The 16,085-nt window shown below is 74.9% G+C and carries 13 protein-coding genes, 1 rRNA gene and 1 pseudogene; 3 read left to right on the top strand and 12 right to left on the bottom strand.

Annotation, left to right across the window (positions count from 1 at the left end):
• The first annotated feature begins 109 nt into the window (after positions 1-109).
• Positions 110-1,732 carry a PucR family transcriptional regulator gene (locus AB0D45_RS23850; RefSeq protein WP_361605856.1) on the top strand — a complete coding sequence of 541 codons (1,623 nt, stop codon included), beginning with the start codon at positions 110-112 and terminating at the stop codon, positions 1,730-1,732.
• 517 nt (positions 1,733-2,249) lie between these two features.
• On the opposite strand, the gene AB0D45_RS23845 is transcribed toward AB0D45_RS23850, so the two are convergent.
• The 5 genes from AB0D45_RS23845 to AB0D45_RS23825 all read right to left on the bottom strand — a co-directional run bounded on the left by AB0D45_RS23845 (position 2,250) and on the right by AB0D45_RS23825 (position 7,405).
• Positions 2,250-3,359: a glycosyltransferase family 4 protein gene (locus tag AB0D45_RS23845; RefSeq protein ID WP_362462337.1), complete on the bottom strand. Its 1,110-nt coding sequence runs from the start codon at positions 3,357-3,359 to the stop codon at positions 2,250-2,252.
• 161 nt (positions 3,360-3,520) lie between these two features.
• Positions 3,521-5,239, bottom strand: a complete 1,719-nt coding sequence (recN, locus tag AB0D45_RS23840; protein WP_362462398.1) for a DNA repair protein RecN — start codon at positions 5,237-5,239, stop codon at positions 3,521-3,523.
• A gap of 93 nt (positions 5,240-5,332) precedes the next feature.
• The gene (locus AB0D45_RS23835) at positions 5,333-6,265 is read right to left on the bottom strand and encodes an NAD kinase (RefSeq protein ID WP_362462334.1); all 933 of its coding nucleotides are present in this window, start codon (positions 6,263-6,265) and stop codon (positions 5,333-5,335) included.
• Positions 6,266-6,303: 38 nt separating this feature from the next.
• On the bottom strand, positions 6,304-7,119 hold the full coding sequence (locus AB0D45_RS23830; protein WP_362462331.1) for a TlyA family RNA methyltransferase: 816 nt from the start codon (positions 7,117-7,119) through the stop codon (positions 6,304-6,306).
• 7 nt (positions 7,120-7,126) lie between these two features.
• A complete protein-coding gene (locus AB0D45_RS23825; protein WP_362462328.1) occupies positions 7,127-7,405 on the bottom strand; it encodes a hypothetical protein in 279 nt (92 codons plus the stop codon).
• 65 nt (positions 7,406-7,470) lie between these two features.
• Here AB0D45_RS23825 and AB0D45_RS23820 point away from each other — a divergent pair, with 65 nt between their 5' ends.
• On the top strand, positions 7,471-7,818 hold the full coding sequence (locus AB0D45_RS23820; protein ID WP_362462325.1) for an SCP2 sterol-binding domain-containing protein: 348 nt from the start codon (positions 7,471-7,473) through the stop codon (positions 7,816-7,818).
• Between the two features lie 165 nt (positions 7,819-7,983).
• Here the strand turns inward: AB0D45_RS23820 and AB0D45_RS23815 are convergent, their stop codons facing one another.
• From AB0D45_RS23815 to AB0D45_RS23800, 4 genes are read right to left on the bottom strand one after another with little or no spacing between them, the layout of a single operon-like run.
• The gene (locus AB0D45_RS23815; protein WP_362462323.1) at positions 7,984-8,820 is read right to left on the bottom strand and encodes an ABC transporter ATP-binding protein; all 837 of its coding nucleotides are present in this window, start codon (positions 8,818-8,820) and stop codon (positions 7,984-7,986) included.
• Positions 8,817-9,878 carry an iron chelate uptake ABC transporter family permease subunit gene (locus tag AB0D45_RS23810; protein ID WP_362462320.1) on the bottom strand — a complete coding sequence of 354 codons (1,062 nt, stop codon included), beginning with the start codon at positions 9,876-9,878 and terminating at the stop codon, positions 8,817-8,819. The genes AB0D45_RS23815 and AB0D45_RS23810 overlap by 4 nt, the downstream gene beginning before the upstream one ends.
• On the bottom strand, positions 9,875-10,924 hold the full coding sequence (locus tag AB0D45_RS23805; RefSeq protein ID WP_362462318.1) for an iron chelate uptake ABC transporter family permease subunit: 1,050 nt from the start codon (positions 10,922-10,924) through the stop codon (positions 9,875-9,877). Before AB0D45_RS23805 ends, AB0D45_RS23810 begins: the two co-directional genes overlap by 4 nt.
• A 54-nt stretch (positions 10,925-10,978) precedes the next feature.
• A complete protein-coding gene (locus tag AB0D45_RS23800; protein WP_361603753.1) occupies positions 10,979-12,028 on the bottom strand; it encodes an HAD hydrolase-like protein in 1,050 nt (349 codons plus the stop codon).
• A gap of 133 nt (positions 12,029-12,161) precedes the next feature.
• Here AB0D45_RS23800 and AB0D45_RS23795 point away from each other — a divergent pair, with 133 nt between their 5' ends.
• Positions 12,162-13,433 carry a DUF1015 domain-containing protein gene (locus AB0D45_RS23795; protein WP_361603755.1) on the top strand — a complete coding sequence of 424 codons (1,272 nt, stop codon included), beginning with the start codon at positions 12,162-12,164 and terminating at the stop codon, positions 13,431-13,433.
• Between the two features lie 82 nt (positions 13,434-13,515).
• On the opposite strand, the gene AB0D45_RS23790 is transcribed toward AB0D45_RS23795, so the two are convergent.
• The 3 genes and pseudogenes from AB0D45_RS23790 to rrf all read right to left on the bottom strand — a co-directional run.
• A complete protein-coding gene (locus AB0D45_RS23790; protein ID WP_362462395.1) occupies positions 13,516-14,361 on the bottom strand; it encodes a hypothetical protein in 846 nt (281 codons plus the stop codon).
• A 666-nt stretch (positions 14,362-15,027) separates the two neighbouring features.
• Positions 15,028-15,810: pseudogene (locus AB0D45_RS23785) on the bottom strand (tetratricopeptide repeat protein); the annotation flags it as partial.
• Positions 15,811-15,994: 184 nt separating this feature from the next.
• Positions 15,995-16,085 (bottom strand): 5S ribosomal RNA (gene rrf / locus AB0D45_RS23780); the annotation flags it as partial.

Raw genomic sequence — 16,085 nt, 5'->3', positions numbered from 1 at the left:
GATAATCTCCGTGCCGGGGCGACGAGTTGTCGGTCCGGACGGGGGCATATCGGACTCCGTAACCGCCCGGTGATACGCGCGGTACGGGCCGGCCGGTAGCGTCCGCGACATGGACGACCAGGGCGGAATCACGGTTCAGCGGGCACTGGAGCTGCCGGGACTGCGCAGCGGGCTCCCGGAGGTGGTCGCCTGCGCCGACCGCCTGGGACGGACCGTGCGCTGGGTGCACGCGGGCGAGGTCCCGAACATCGCCTCGCTGCTCAAGGGCGGCGAACTGCTGCTGACCACCGGTCTCGGGCTGGGCACCCGGCCCGCCGAGCAGCGCGCCTTCGTACGCCGCCTCGCGGACCGGGGCATCGCCGCGCTGGTCGTGGAACTCGGCCCGCGCTTCACCCGGCTCCCCGCCACGATCGTCGAGACGGCCAGGGCCGCCGGGCTGCCGCTGGTCCAGCTCCACCGCGAGGTCCCCTTCGTGACGGTGACGGAGGAGGTCCACACCGAGATCGTCAACGGCCACTACGCCCTGCTCCAGCGGGCCGAGGAGGTCCACCGCCGATGTACCGAGGCCCTGCTGGGCGGCGGCGGGATCCCGCAGGTGCTGCGCATCCTGGCCGACTTCACGGGCAACCCCGTCTTCCTGGAGACCCCGGACGGCCAACTGCTGTACGCCGCCGGGCCGGTGGCCGGCGAGGCGGCGGCGGACCCGCTCCAGGTGTGGGAGGGCCTGCGCGGCGGCCAGCGCGCGGCCGAGCCCCCGGCGAACGCGGTGGTGGTCGACGTACCGGGCGGCGGCCACGGCACGGGGTCGGTCCGGGCGCGGGTCGTCCTGGTGGGCGTCGCGGGCCCGCTGCTGCCGGTCCACCGGATGGCGGCGGAGCGCACGGCGGGGGTCCTGGCGGTCGTCCTGATGCAGGCGCGGCAGGAGGAGGAGCTGGCCGCGCGCGGCCGGGGCGACTTCCTGACGGACCTGGCGGAGGGCCGGATCTCGGCGGAGGACGCCCCGGCGCAGGCGCGCGTCCTCGGCTTCCGGCCGGGGGCGGGGCCGCTGCTGCCGATCGTGATGCGGCTGTCCACGGACCTGGGGGCTTCGGGGAACTGGGCCGTGCTGGCCCGGGCGGTGCTGGAGGAGCTGTCGTCGGTCGGGGTGCCGGTGCTGCTCGGCGTACGACCGGTGGAGGGACGGGTGCCGCTGCTGGTGTCCCTGCGCGCCGAGTCGGAGCGCACGGCCGTCGCCGACCGGGTCGCCGCCGCGCTGCGGGCGGGCGTCGAACGGGCCGGCCTGGACCGGGCCGTCGCCCCGCCGGCCGTGGTCGTGGGCGTCGCCGGCGGCTGGGCGGCCGCCTCCTCCGGCCTGCGGCACGCCGCCGAGACGGCCACGGCGGCGCACGGCCTGCCGGCCCGGCCCTGGTACGACGCCCGCCGCCTGGACATCGACCTGCTGCTGTGGCGGCTGCGCGAACACCCCGACCTGGCGGCCTTCGTGGACCGGGCGATCGGCCCGCTCCGCACCCACGACACGACGTCGCGCCCGCCGCTCCTGCCCACCCTGGAGACGTACCTGGCCCACGCGGGCCGCAAGGCGGAGACCGCGCGCGAGCTGCACCTGAACCGCCAGACCCTGTACAACCGGCTGGCCCGCATCGCGGAGCTCCTGGGCACGGACCTGGACGACCCCGAAACGGTCCTCTCCCTGAGCCTGGCCCTCCGCGCCCGCCGCCACACCTCTTCCTGACGCGGTCCTCGCACCGCTCAGCGCCGGGGCGCTTCCCGGGCTTCGGCCCGGGGGCGGGGCCATGGGCACGGGCCGGTGCCGTCGGCCGCCTGCGGGTGGTGGCCGCTGCGCGGAGCATGACCCCCTCCCCGGGCTCCGCCCGGATCCGCGCCTCGAACGCCGGGGGGGGCTGGACCGTGCGGCGTTGCGGGCTGAAGTCCCCGGTAGCCGCGCCGGCACTCGGGGCCGCGGGCGCGGAGCGCCGTCTCGCGCCCCGCCGAAGCGTGCGCAGCCCCGCCCGGGACAACCCCATGCCCCGCGCGGGGCCCGGGGCACAGCCCCGGGTGTCCCGGGCGCAGCCCGGGGGGGGCCGGGGCACAGCCCCGCGGGATCCGGGGCACAGCCCCGGGGGGGCCGGGGCACAGCCCCGGGGGGGGGCCGGGGCACAACCCCGGGGAACGGGTGAAGGGTGGGGAGGGGGCTCGGCCTCGCGCCGCGGAACGGGCGCAGCCGCGCACCGCCCCGGAACCGCCGGGGGCTACCGGCGGTCCATCAGTTCGTCGTACACCGCCAGGACCTGCGCCACCGTGTCGTCCTCCGTCGGCCACGTCGCCGCCTGCGCCCGGCCCGCCACCGCGAGGGCCGCCCGCCGGTCGGGGTCGTCCAGGAGCGCGGCCACCGCGCCCGCCAGCGCGCCGGAGTCCCCGTACGGGACCAGCACCGCCGCGTCGCCGACCAGCTCCGGTACGCCCCCGACCTCGGTCGCCACCAGGGCCACCCCGGCCCGCAGGGCCTCCTGCGCCAGCAGGGACCGGCCCTCCCAGCGGCTCGGCAGCACCGCCACGTCCGCCGCCGCCAGCAGCCGGTCGGCGTCCCCGCGCCGGCCCAGCAGCCGCACCGGGAGCCCCTCCTCCCGGATGCGCCGCGCCAGTTCGGGCCGCAGCGGTCCCTCCCCCGCGATCACGAGCAGCGGCGGCGGCTCCAGCACCCGCCACGCCCGCGCCGCGTCCAGCAGGACGGAGTACCCGCGCCGCGCCACCAGGCTGCCGACCGCGACGACCAGCGGCCGTTCCACCACGCCCAGCTCCGCCCGCGTCTTGCCGGCGTCGGGGAGCGGCGGCGCCGCCGGCACGGCCACCGCCGCCAGCCGCGCGTCCCGCGCCCCGCGCCGCCGCGCGAGGTCCACCTGGTCGGAGGAGGAGCCCAGCACCACCGCCGCGGCCCGGGCCACGTGCCGCTCCAGGAGCCGGCTCAGCCGTCCGAGCGGCCCCGCCGGCTCGGGCCCGCTGCCGTGCCACGTCACCACCAGCGGCGGCCGCCGCCCGCCGCCGCGCAGCGCCAGCGCGGCGCGCATCCCGGCCCGGACCCCGTGGGCGTGCACCACGTCGGCCCGGCCGCAGGCGGCCCGCAGGGCGCCCGCCGCGTCGGGAGTGAACTCCGCCCCGGCGCCGGTGAAGTCGTACTCCCCCTCGGCCGCCGCGGGGGCGCACACGGTCACCCGTACGCCGCGCGCCGCCAGCCCCGTCGCCAGGGACCGCACGTGCGCGCTGCTGCCCGCTCCCGTACCGCCGAGGACCTGGAGGGTGCGCAGCGCAGGCCGCCCGTACGGCTGTGCGGGGGCCGGGAAGGAGGCCGGGGAGCTGCTCACGGGCCGTAGCTCCAGGGTGAGGAGGGGGGTCAGAGACGTCGCCCAGGATGCCAGTCCGTACGCGCGTTCCGGGACCATACGGGTGCGGATCCGGGACGAGATACCGCAGTACGCCCCCCAGCCTCACCCACACGGGCTAACAGCGGGCGGGCCGCCCGCGCTCAGGCGTCCGCGCGCGCCGCCTCCAGCAGTTCCTCGGCGTGGGCCCGTGCCGTCTGGGAGTCCTCCTGGCCGGCCAGCATCCGCGACAGCTCGCGGATGCGGTCCTCGCCTTCGAGGACGGTCACCCCGGAGCGGGTCACCGAGCCGTCGACGGTCTTCTCCACCAGCAGCTGGCGGTCCGCGAAGGCGGCCACCTGCGGCAGGTGCGTGACGACGACGACCTGCGCGGACTTGGCGAGCTTCGCGAGCCGCCGCCCGACCTCGACGGCCGCCTTGCCGCCGACGCCCGCGTCGACCTCGTCGAAGAGGTACGTCGGCACCGGGTCGGACCCGGCGAAGACGACCTCCACGGCCAGCATGACGCGCGACAGCTCACCGCCCGAGGCGCCCTTGGCGATCGGCCGCGGCTGGGCGCCGGGGTGCGGGGCCAGCAGCAGCTCGACCTCGTCCGTGCCCGTGGGCCCGTACGCGACCGCGCGCCCGCCGACCTCGACGCCCTCGGGGTCCTCGGTCTGCCGGATGTCGATCGTGACGCGGGCGTGCGGCATGGCGAGGGAGGCCAGTTCGGCGGTGACCGCGGAGGCGAACCGCTCGGCCGCCTCGGTCCGCGCGTCCGTCAGCGCCTGGGCCAGGACCGACAGTTCGTCGCGCAGCGCGTCCCGTTCGGCGGTCAGCCCGGCGATCCGCTCGTCGTCGCCGTCGAGCTCGAGCAGCCGCGCCGAGCCCTTCTGGGCCCAGTCCAGTACGGAGTCGATCGAGTCGCCGTACTTGCGGGTCAGCTGGGTCAGCGCGGCCCGCCGCTCCTCCACCGCGGCCAGCCGCAGCGGGTCGGCGTCCAGGTCGTCGGCGTACCCGGCCAGTTCCCCGGCCACGTCGGCCAGCAGGATGCCGAGCTCCCCGATCCGGTCGGCGAGGGCGCCGAGCGCCGGGTCGTGGGAGCGTACGGATTCCAGGGCGCGGTGCGCGCCCGCGACGAGCGTGTTGGCGTCGACGCCCTCGGGGTCCTCGACGTCACCGGCCAGTGCCGCGTGCGCGGCCTGCGCCGCGGAGGCCAGGGACTCGGCGTGCCGGAGCCGTTCGGCCTCGGCCGCGAGCTCGGCGTCCTCGCCGGGCAGCGGTTCGACGGCGGCGACCTCGTCCAGCCCGAAGCGCAGCAGGTCCGCCTCCTGCGCCCGCTCCCGGGCGCGGGTGGTCAGGGTGTCCAGCTCGGAGGTGACGGCCCGCAGCCGCCGGTAGGCACCGGCGTACTTCTCCAGGGGGACGGAGACGGAGTCCCCGGCGTACCGGTCGAGGGCCTGACGCTGGCGGGCGGGCCGCAGCAGGCCCTGCTGGTCGGTCTGCCCGTGGACGGCGACGAGGTCGTCGGCGAGTTCTGCGAGCAGGCCGACGGGCACGGAGCGGCCTCCGACGTGGGCGCGCGAGCGCCCCTCGGCCGACACGGTCCGGCTGATCAGCAGGGCGCCCTCGTCGAGTTCCGCCCCGGCCTCCCCGGCGCGTACGGCGGCGGGCGCGTCGGGGCGCATGACGAGGCGCCCCTCGACCACGGCCGCCTTGGCGCCGATCCGTACCAGGGCCGGGTCGGCGCGGCCGCCGAGCAGCAGCCCGAGGCTGGTGACGACCATCGTCTTGCCCGCGCCGGTCTCGCCGGTCACCGCGGTGAAACCGGGCGACAGCTCGACCACCGCGTCGTCGATGACCCCGAGCGACCGTATCCGCATCTCCTCAAGCACGGGACGACGATACCGAGGTTTCACCGGTGCCATGTGACCTCACCCGCCCGAAGTTTCTCGAACGAGTGTGCTATTGGAGCGTCAGTGCGGTGCTCCGCGCCACCCCTGGACCGGCAGCGCGAACTTCGCCACCAGCCGGTCCGTGAAGGACGCGTGGTGCAGCCGGGCGAGCCGCACCGGCACCGTCCCGCGGCGGACCTCCACCCGGGCCCCGGCGGGCAGCTCCAGCGTCCTGCGCCCGTCGCACCACAGGGCCCCGTGCGGGGTCCCGTTCTGCACCTCCACGGCCAGCACCGAGGTGGGCGAGGTCACCAGCGGCTTCGCGAACAGCGCGTGCGCGCTGATCGGCACCATCAGCAGCGCCTCCACCTCCGGCCAGACCACCGGCCCGCCCGCGGAGAAGGCGTACGCGGTGGAGCCCGTCGGCGTCGCGCAGACGATGCCGTCGCAGCCGAAGCCGGTCACCGGGCGCCCGTCGATCTCCAGGACCACCTCCAGCATCCGCTCCGCGGACACCTTCTGGACGGCGGCCTCGTTCAGCGCCCAGTCCCGGTGCACCACGTCCCCGTTGGTCCGTACGAGGACGTCGAGGGTCATCCGCTCCTCGACCTCGTAGTCCCGGCTGACCACCCGGTCCACGACCTTGTCGAGGTCGTCGCGCTCGGCCTCCGCGAGGAACCCGACCCGGCCCAGGTTGACGCCCAGCATCGGCACGCCCGAGCCGCGGGCGAACTCCGCACCGCGCAGCAGGGTCCCGTCCCCGCCCAGCACGATCAGCAGCTCGCACCCGCCGAGCACCTTGGGCGTGCACTCGGCGACCAGCTCCACCTCGGGCGGCAGCGGCAGGTCCCGGGCCTCGTCCTCCAGGACGCGCACCCCGATCCCCGACCGCAACAGCCCCTGCACCACCAGCTCGGCGCTGCGGATGGCGGCGGGCCGTCCGGTGTGCGCGACCAGGAAGACCGTCCTCGGGCCCGCCGGCTCCGGCGCCTCCGCGGCCCCCTCCGTTTCCACCCGACGTGCTGAACCCGCTGAACCTGCTGACACCTCTGTCACTGCGGCCCCTCCGCCACTGCACGGTCGACATCCCCCGGGTCGAGTGCCGGTGCCCCCGCCCGCAGCCACAGAAAGTACTCGACGTTGCCCGACGGGCCCGGCAGCGGGCTCGCCGTCACCCCCAGCACCCCCAGCCCCAGCTTCCAGGCCTGCGCCGCGACGTCCCGCACGGCCTCGGCCCGCAGCTCGGCGCTGCGCACCACACCGCCGCTGCCCAGGCGCTCCTTGCCCACCTCGAACTGCGGCTTCACCATCAGCACCAGGTCGGCGTCCGGCGCCGTGCACCGCACCAGCGCGGGCAGCACCAGCCCGATGGAGATGAAGGACAGGTCGCCCACCACCAGGTCCGCCGGGACGCCGTCGATCAGGTCGAGCGTCAGCTCCCGTACGTTCGTACGGTCCTTGACGGTGACCCGCTCGTCGCTCTGCAGCGACCAGGCGAGCTGCCCGTAGCCGACGTCGACGGCGACCACGTGGGCCACGCCCGCGCGCAGCAGCACATCGGTGAACCCGCCCGTCGAGGCACCCGCGTCCAGTGCCCGCCGCCCCTCGACGGCCAGCCCCAGGGGCCGGAAGGCGGCGAGCGCGCCGGCCAGCTTGTGGCCGCCCCGGGAGACGTAGTCGGGGTCGCTGTCGTCCTTGAGGACGACGAGGGCCGCGCTGGTCTCGACCTGGGTGGCCGCCTTGGTGGCGGTGGTACCGCCCACGGTCACCCGGCCCGCGGCGATCAGCTGGGCCGCGTGCTCGCGCGAGCGGGCCATGCTGCGGCGTACCAGTTCGGCGTCCAGGCGGCGGCGTGCCACTCCTGCCACGTTCGGTTCAGCTCCTGTTTTCGTAAGGTCCGGGGACGGGCGGTGCGTCCAGCGCGTCCAGCGCCTCGCGCAGCCCCCTGTGCACATCCTCGTACACCTCGGCGTGCCCGTCCGCCGCCAGGTGGTCCGCGTCCGCCAGCCGCTCCAGCCGCGCGTCCACCCCGGCGTGGCCGGTGGGCGTCCGTACGAGGCCCAGCGGCGCGGCCGCGGCGGGCTCGGCGTCCGGCTCCGCCGCGGGCTCCCGGTGGTCGTCTTCCGCAACGCACTCGGACACTTCGTCGGTCATGCCACGACGCTACCCCGAAGCGCGGGCGCCACCACCGGCGGCTCTGCGGTACGGTCGTGATCACCATGGCTACGATCCAGGAGTGCCGCGCCGCACTCGACCGACTCTCCGGCAACCTGGCGGCGGCCGACGGCGACGTGCGCGGCGCGGCCGCCCTCGACCGCTCCCTGAGCTGCCACATCACCGACCTCGACCAGACCTTCTCCGGGCGCCTGGAGGGCGGCCGGATCCGGGTGGACGCCCTCACGCCGGGGCCGCCCCGCGCCAAGGCCGACATCCGGCTGGCGATGACCGGCGACGACCTCGTCGCGCTGGTCGCCGGCGAGCTGAAGTTCGCCAAGGCCTGGGCCTCCGGCCGGGTCCGACTGGAGGCCGGCTTCCGCGACCTGCTGCGCCTCAAGAGCCTGCTTTAGCCTTCTTCACGCGCCGCTCGCACGCCTCGGCCGCGAGCGGCCCCGCCCTCTCGACGCGCCGCTCGCACGACTCAGCCGCGAGCGGCCTCCCCGGCTTCGCACCGCTGCGCCGGACTCCGTCCGGCGGGTGCGGGGCCCGGCTGCGGGCCCGTTCCGGCGCGAGCCTCAGACGGTGGCCTTCGCGCGCGCCCGCCGGGCGGCCGGGACCACCAGCGGCGTGCCGGTCTCCGGGTCGTCGATGATCCGGCAGCGCACCCCGAAGACCTCCTCCACCAGCTCGGCGGTGACCACCTCGGCCGGCGGCCCCTCGGCGACGACCCTGCCCGCGCACAGCGCGACCAGGTGCGTGGCGTAACGGGCCGCGTGGTTGAGGTCGTGCAGCACCGCCACGAGCGTGCGGCCCTGGTTCTCGTGGAGTTCCGCGCACAGGTCGAGCACGTCGAGCTGGTGCTGGATGTCGAGGTAGGTGGTCGGTTCGTCCAGCAACAGCAGCGGGGTCTGCTGGGCCAGCGCCATCGCGATCCACACCCGCTGGCGCTGGCCCCCCGACAGCTCGTCCACGGCCCGGCCGGCGAGCTCGGCGACGCCGGTCGCGGCCATCGACTCCAGGACGATCCGCTCGTCCTGCGCCGACCACTGGCGCAGCAGCCCCTGGTGCGGGTAGCGGCCCCGCGCGACCAGGTCGGCGACGGTGATGCCGTCCGGCGCGACCGAGGACTGCGGGAGCAGCCCCAGCGTCTTCGCCACCTTCTTCGCGGGCAGCGAGGAGATGGCCCGGCCGTCGAGCAGCACCCGTCCGGCGGCCGGCTTGAGCATCCGCGACAGCGCCCGCAGCAGGGTCGACTTGCCGCAGGCGTTGGGTCCCACGATCACCGTGAAGGAGTGGTCGGGGATCTCCACCGACAGGTTCTCCGCGATGACCCGCTGGTCGTAGCCGAGGGTGAGGTCCTCCGCGATCAGCCTCTGCACGTGCCCGCTCCTCGTTCCGGTCCGCTCGTTCATATACGTCCCGCCCTGCGCTCGGTGACGAGCAGCCAGAGCAGGTAGACACCGCCGGTCAGCCCGGTGACCACGCCCACCGGGAGCTGGTCCGCGCCGAAGGCCCGCTGCGAGGCCAGGTCCGAGGCCAGCAGCAGGACGGCGCCCATCAGCGCGCCGGTCAGCAGGCTCGATCCGGGCGAGCGCGCCAGCCGCCGGGCCAGCTGCGGCGCGGCCAGCGCCACGAAGCTGATCGGTCCCGCCGCCGCCGCGGCCGCGGTGGTCAGCAGGACCGCCGCCAGCATCAGCAGCATCCGGGTCCGCTCCACCGGGACGCCCAGGGCGTACGCGGCGTCGTCGCCCATCTCGATCATCCGCAGGGCCCGGCTCTGCCCCAGCACGAGCGGGAACAGCACCGCGCAGGCCGCCAGCAGCGGCCACACCTGCGCCCAGTCCCGCCCGGCCAGCGAGCCGGTCAGCCACACCATCGCCCGGGTGGCCTCGACGATCTGCGCCTTGGCGATCAGGTACTGGATGAGCGCGACGAGGACGGCGGAAGCGCCGATGCCCACGAGCACCAGCCGGTACCCCTGGATCCCCTGCTTGTACGCGAGGAGGTAGACGGCGGCGCCTGCCAGCAGGCCGCCGGCCACCGCCCCCAGCGCCACCTCGCCCGCCCCGCCCTTGAAGACGACGATGACGACGAGCGCGCCGACGGCCGACCCGTACCCGAAGCCGAGCAGGTCCGGCGAGCCGAGCGGGTTGCGCGAGACGGACTGGAAGACCGCCCCGGCCATCCCGAGGGCCGCGCCGACCAGCACCGCGACCAGGACCCGCGGCAGCCGCAGGTCGTTGACGATGAAGTCGTCGGCGGGGGTGCCGTTGCCCAGCAGGGTCCGCACGACGTCCCAGGGCGCGATCTCGAAGTCGCCGGTGCCGATGAGCACGACGGCCAGCACCACGGCGACCGCGGCCAGCACCAGCCCGGTGGCCAGCGCGCGCGGCTCGACGCGCAGCGAGGTGCGGCCGGGTCCGCGCAGGGCGCGCAGCCGGGTTTCCGTGGCGGCGGGGTGAGCGGTCACAGCTGGGCCATCCTCTTGCGCCGGACCAGGTGGATGAAGACGGGGCCGCCGATCAACGCCGTGATGATGCCCACCTGGAGTTCGGAGGGACGGGTGACGACCCGTCCGATCACGTCGGCGCCGAGCAGCAGCACGGGCGACAGGACGGCCGAGTACACGAGCACCCAGCGCATGTCGGGCCCGGTGACGAGACGGGCCAGGTGCGGGATCATCAGCCCGATGAAGACGATCGGCCCGCACGCGGCGGTCGCGGCCCCGCACAGCAGGGTGATGGCGGCCATCGCCAGGATCCGCGTCCGCGTCAGGTGCGCGCCGAGCGCCCGCGCCGTGTCGTCGCCCATCGCCATCGCGTTGAGCGGGCGGCCCAGCACCAGGGCGAGGACCGCACCGGCCAGCAGGAACGGGGCGACCTGGCGGACGGTGTCCATGGTGGCCGAGGCCAGCGAGCCCACCGTCCAGAAGCGCAGCTTGTCCAGCGCCTTGGTGTCCATCAGCTGCACGGCGTTGATGTACCCGACGAGCGCCGCGCTGGCCGCCGTCCCGGCGAGCGCGAGGCGCACCGGCGTCGCGCTGCGGCTGCCGCCGAGGACGTACACGGCGACCGAGACGACGGCGGCGCCGAGGAAGGCCCACCACACGAACTCGGTCAGCGTGCTCGCCCCGAAGAAGCTGATCGCCGAGACGACGGCCGCCGCCGCGCCCGCGTTGACGCCGAGGATGCCGGGCTCGGCCAGCGGGTTGCGGGTCAGCGCCTGCATCACCGCGCCGGACAGGCCGAGTCCGAGCCCGACCAGCACGCCGAGGACGGTGCGCGGGACCCGCAGGTCCCGTACGACCACGTCGTTCGTGGTGCCCGCGTAGTGGAACAGGCCGTGCCAGACCTGGTCGAGCGGCATGGGCTTGGCGCCCACGGCGATGCTCGCCACCACGACCAGGGCCAGCACGGCGAGGGCGATCAGCAGGCCGGCGGCGCGCACGGCGTGCCGTGGACGGGCCACGGGCGGCGGCGCGTTCTGCTCGGTTTCGGGGGGACTCTCAGCCAACACCCAAGTTAGGTTAGCCTACCCTGCGCCCCACCGATCACCGGACGGCGGCCGCGCTCAGAACCCCAGCTTCGCCAGCGCCTTCTCCACGCCGTCCCCGTACACCCCGTCCCCGGCCCGCGACCAGGCCGCCGCGCACAGCGCCCGCAGCCCGTCGACCGGATCACCCGCCCGCTCCGGCTCCGCGGCCGGGACCACGTCCAGGGAACCGTCCGTGTGCACCGCGTTCCAGCCGCCGCACCGCCAGCCGTCCCCGTCCTCCACCACCTCGGGCTGCCCGCTCAGCAGCCCCCGCAGGTCCCGGTCCACATAGGTGGGCCGGTGGCGCGGCTCGGCACGCAGCAACTGCGCCGCGTCCGTCACCCCGGTCAGCACCAGCAGCGAGTCCACGTCCCCGTTGAACGCCCCCTCGATGTCGGTGTCCAGCCGGTCCCCCACCACCAGCGGCCGCTTCGCCCCCGTCCGCAGCACCGTCTCGCGGTGCATCGGGGGCAGCGGCTTCCCCGCCACCTGCGGCTCCGCGCCCGTGGCGATCCGTACGACCTCCACGGCCGCCCCGTTGCCCGGCGCGATCCCGCGCGCCCCCGGAATCGTCAGGTCGGTGTTCGAAGCGAACCACGGCACCCCCCGGTTGATCGCGTACGAGGCCTCCGCGAACCGCCCCCACGCCAGATCGGGCCCGCCGTACCCCTGGACGACGGCCGCGAGCCCCTCCTCCTCCGCGGACTCCACCGGCACCAGCCCGCGTTCGCGCAGCGCGACCCGCAGCCCGTCACCGCCGATCACCAGCACCTTCGACCCCGGCTCCACCTGCTCCGCGATCAGGCGGGCCACCGCCTGCGCGGACGTGATCACCTCACCGGCCTCGGTGGGGATCCCCAGCTCGCTCAGGTGCGCCGCGACGGCGTCCGGGGTGCGCAGCGCGTTGTTGGTGACGTAGGCCAGGTGCATGCCGTCCTCCCGGGCCACCGCCAGGGACTCCACCGCGTGCGCGATGGCGTGCCCGCCCGCGTACACCACCCCGTCCAGGTCCAGCAGGGCCGTGTCGTACGCCTGGTGCAGACTCCGCTCACTGCCCGCGGGACTGGTCCTGCTCTGCCGGGTCATCTGGCCGCTCCTTCTGAACCGTTGCAACAACGCTCGAGGCTCGCAATTCCTACGATCGATCTTGTCCGAGTTTGCGCTACCCCGTCTCTCCCCCGATCATCCCGCATCCCGAGACGGGTCTTACCATGCACCAATGACCACACCTGGCAACGCGGAGCACGGGCTGCGCCTGATCCCCTTCCACGGACTGCGCTACGTCCCGGAGCGCGTCGGCAGCCTGGCGGCAGTGACCTCGCCGCCGTACGACGTGGTCGTACGCCCCGACGGAGTCGACTACCTCGAATCCGCCGACCCCCACAACATCGTCCGGCTGATCCTGCCGCAGGCCGAGACCCCGGCGGCCCGCAACGAGCAGGCCGCCCGCACCCTGCGCGACTGGCTCGCGCAGGGCGTCCTGGGCGTCGACCCGCAGCCCGCCCTGTACGTCTACGAGCAGCGCAGGGCGGGTCTCCTGCAGCGCGGCATCATCGGCGCCCTCGCCCTCTCCCCCGCCGAGGCGGGCGTGGTGCTCCCCCACGAGGACGTCATGCCGGATGTGGTCACCGACCGGGCGGGCTTGATGCGCGCCACCTCCGCCAACCTGGAGCCCCTCCTCCTCACCTACCGCGGCGACGGCCCCGGCACCGGAGCGGCCGGGATCGTCGAGGACACCGCCGCCCGCGAGCCGCTGCTGTCCACCGTCACCGAGGACGGCTTCCGCCACAGCCTCTGGGCCATCACGGACCCGGCCGAACTGGCGGCCGTCACCGCCGACCTGGCACACCGCCAGGCCCTCATCGCCGACGGCCACCACCGCTGGGCGACGTACCTGCGCCTCCAGGAGGAGCACGGCTCGGCCACCCCCTGGGACTTCGGCCTGGTCCTCCTCGTGGACACCGTCCGGTACCCGCTCCAAGTCCGGGCCATCCACCGGATGCTGCGCCGGCTGCCCCTCGCCGAGGCACTGGCCAAGGTCGAGGGCTCCTTCCGCGTCCGCCCCGTCGAGGGCCCGCTGCCCCTGGCCCTGGAGGTCCTCGCGGACGCCTCGGAGCGCGGCAACGCCTTCCTCCTCACCGGCGACGGCACCTTCCACCTGGTCACCGACCCGGAACCGGCCCTCATCGAGCGCACCGTCCGGCGCGACCGCCCCGAGGCCTGGCGCCGGCTGGACGCGACCGTGCTGCACGCCTCCCTGCTGGACGCCCTGTGGCAGATCCCGGACGCCCCTGACCACATCTCCTACATCCACGACGCCGCCGCCACGGTCGCCATGGCCGAACGGCACGGCGGTACCGCGGTCCTGCTGCACCCCGTACGGGAGGAGGTCGTACGGAACCTGGCCCGGCAGGGCGTCACCATGCCCCGCAAGTCCACCTCCTTCGGCCCGAAGCCGGCCACCGGCCTGGTGCTGCGCAGCCTGGACTGAGCCCCCCCCACCGCCCCGGACGTGCGGAAGGGCGGCACCCCCGAGGGGGTGCCGCCCTTCCGCCGTACTGCGAGCGTCGCGGTTACGCCTTGTCGCGCCCGTCGGTCACGTCGGCGTCGGCCGCGTCGTCGGCATCGACGGGCTCGTACTCCTCGTCGTCCTCGTCGTAGTACTCGGCCTGGTCGGCGGCGCGCTCGGCGGCGGCCACCTCGGCCGGGTCCTGACCCTCGTCCTCGTCCTCGGCGTCCTCGTCCTCGACGTCCTCGAACTCGGCGTCCTCGAGGTCCGCGGCGGCCGCGGCGGCGTCCACGAACTCGACGCCGTCGATCTCGGCGAGGCGGTCGGAGGCGTCGGTGGCCCCGTCCTTGTCGGCCTCGAGGGTCTTGGCGAACCACTCGCGGGCCTCGTCCTCACGACCGGCCGCCAGCAGGGCGTCGGCGTAGGCGTACCGCAGACGCGCGGTCCACGGCTGCACGGAGCTGGAGGCCAGCTCGGGGCTCTGCAGGGTCACGATGGCGGCGTCGAGCTCGCCCATGTCCCGCCGGGCACCGGCCGCGACGAGGCGCATCTCGACCTGGCCGGCCTTGTCCAGCTTCTGCACCTCGGGCTCGCCGGCCATGGCCAGCGCCCGCTCCGGACGGCCCAGGCCGCGCTCGCAGTCGGCCATGACGGGCCACAGCTCGACGGAACCGGTCATCCGCTTGGCGGCGCGGAACTCCGCGAGCGCCTCGCTGTACTTCTGCGTCGCGTACGCGGCGAAGCCGGCGGCCTCGCGCACGGCGGCGACGCGGGAGGCCAGACGCAGGGCGATGCGGGAGTACGCGTACGCCTGCTCGGGGTCCTCGTCGATCAGCCGGGCGACCATGACCAGGTTGCGCGAGACCTCCTCGGCCAGGCCCTTGGGCAGGCTCAGGAGCTCCTGGCGCACATCGGCGTCGATCTCGTGGCCGGTGACGTCGTCGTCGATCGGAAGCCGCTTGACCGGGTCCCGGTCGCGGTCCGCGCGGTAGTCCCGCTCACCGCGGTCGTCACGGCGGAAGCCGCCGCGGTCGCCACCACGGTCATCGCGGCCACCACGGTACCCACCACGGTCACCGCGGTCGTCGCGGCGCGGGAAGGACGGACGGTCGCCGCCGCGGTCGTCGCGACGCGGGAACGAGGGACGGTCGCCGCCGCGGTCGTCACGACCGCCGCGGAAACCACCGCGCTCGTCGTCACGACGGGGGTAGGACGGACGTCCACCACGGTCGTCGTCACGGCGCGGGTAGCTGGGACGCTCACCCCGGTCGTCACGGCGGGGGTACGACGGGCGGTCGCCGCCACGGTCGTCACGACGCGGGTACGAGGGACGGTCGCCGCCGCGGAAACCACCGCGCTCGTCGTCGCGACGCGGGTAGCTGGGACGGCCACCACGGTCGTCGTCACGACGGAACGACGGACGGTCGCCACCGCGGTCATCGCGACGGGGGAACGAGGGACGGTCGCCGCCGCGGTCGTCACGACCGCCACGGAAACCACCACGGTCGTCGTCACGGCGGGGGTAGGACGGACGTCCACCGCGCTCGTCGTCGCGACGGGGGTAGCTGGGACGGCCACCACGGTCGTCGTCACGACGGAACGACGGACGGTCGCCACCACGGTCATCGCGACGCGGGAAGGACGGACGGTCCCCACCGCGGTCGTCACGGCGCGGGAAGGACGGACGGTCACCGCCACGGTCGTCACGACCGCCACGGAAACCACCACGGTCGTCATCACGACGCGGGTAGGACGGACGCCCACCACGGTCATCGTCACGACGGAAGGACGGACGGTCGCCACCACGGTCATCGCGACGCGGGAAGGACGGACGGTCGCCGCCACGGTCGTCACGACCGCCGCGGAAACCACCACGGTCGTCATCACGACGCGGGTAGGACGGACGCCCACCACGGTCGTCATCACGGCGCGGGTAGCTGGGACGGCCACCACGCTCGTCATCACGACGGAACGACGGACGGTCGCCACCACGGTCGTCACGGCGCGGGAACGACGGACGGTCACCGCCACGGTCATCACGGCGCGGGAACGACGGGCGGTCCCCACCGCGGTCATCACGGCGCGGGAAGGACGGGCGGTCGCCGCCACGGTCATCACGACCGCCACGGAAACCACCACGGTCGTCATCACGACGCGGGGAGGAGGGACGGTCGCCACCGCGGTCGTCACGGCCGCGGAAGCCACCGCCGGCCGGGCGTCCGCCACGGTCGTCACGGCGGAAACCGCCACCGGCCGGCCGGCCACCACGGTCGTCACGACGGAACGGGGGACGGTCGCCACCACGGTCGCTACCACGGTCGTCACGACGGAAGCCGCCCCTGTCACCGCCGTCGTTGCGCCGAGGCTCGCGCTCCGGACGATCGTCGGGAGAGTTGGACATGGGTGTGACTCCTGTCTTCGGGGTACCGCTAGTCATTCTCGCGCAACCAACCCATGGCCGCGCTTCGGCGTAAAGATGTACAAAAACAAAAAGGACCCTTGGTCCAGCGTTGAACGCTGGACCAAGGGTCCTTTGAAAGATTGTTCGGCGGCGTCCTACTCTCCCACAGGGTCCCCCCTGCAGTACCATCGGCGCTGAAAGGCTTAGCTTCCGGGTTCGGAATGTAACCGGGC

The sequence above is a fragment of the Streptomyces sp. NPDC048352 genome (genome assembly GCF_040651895.1).
GTDB lineage: Bacteria > Actinomycetota > Actinomycetes > Streptomycetales > Streptomycetaceae > Streptomyces.
This window is presented reverse-complemented; position numbering and strand designations above follow the sequence as displayed.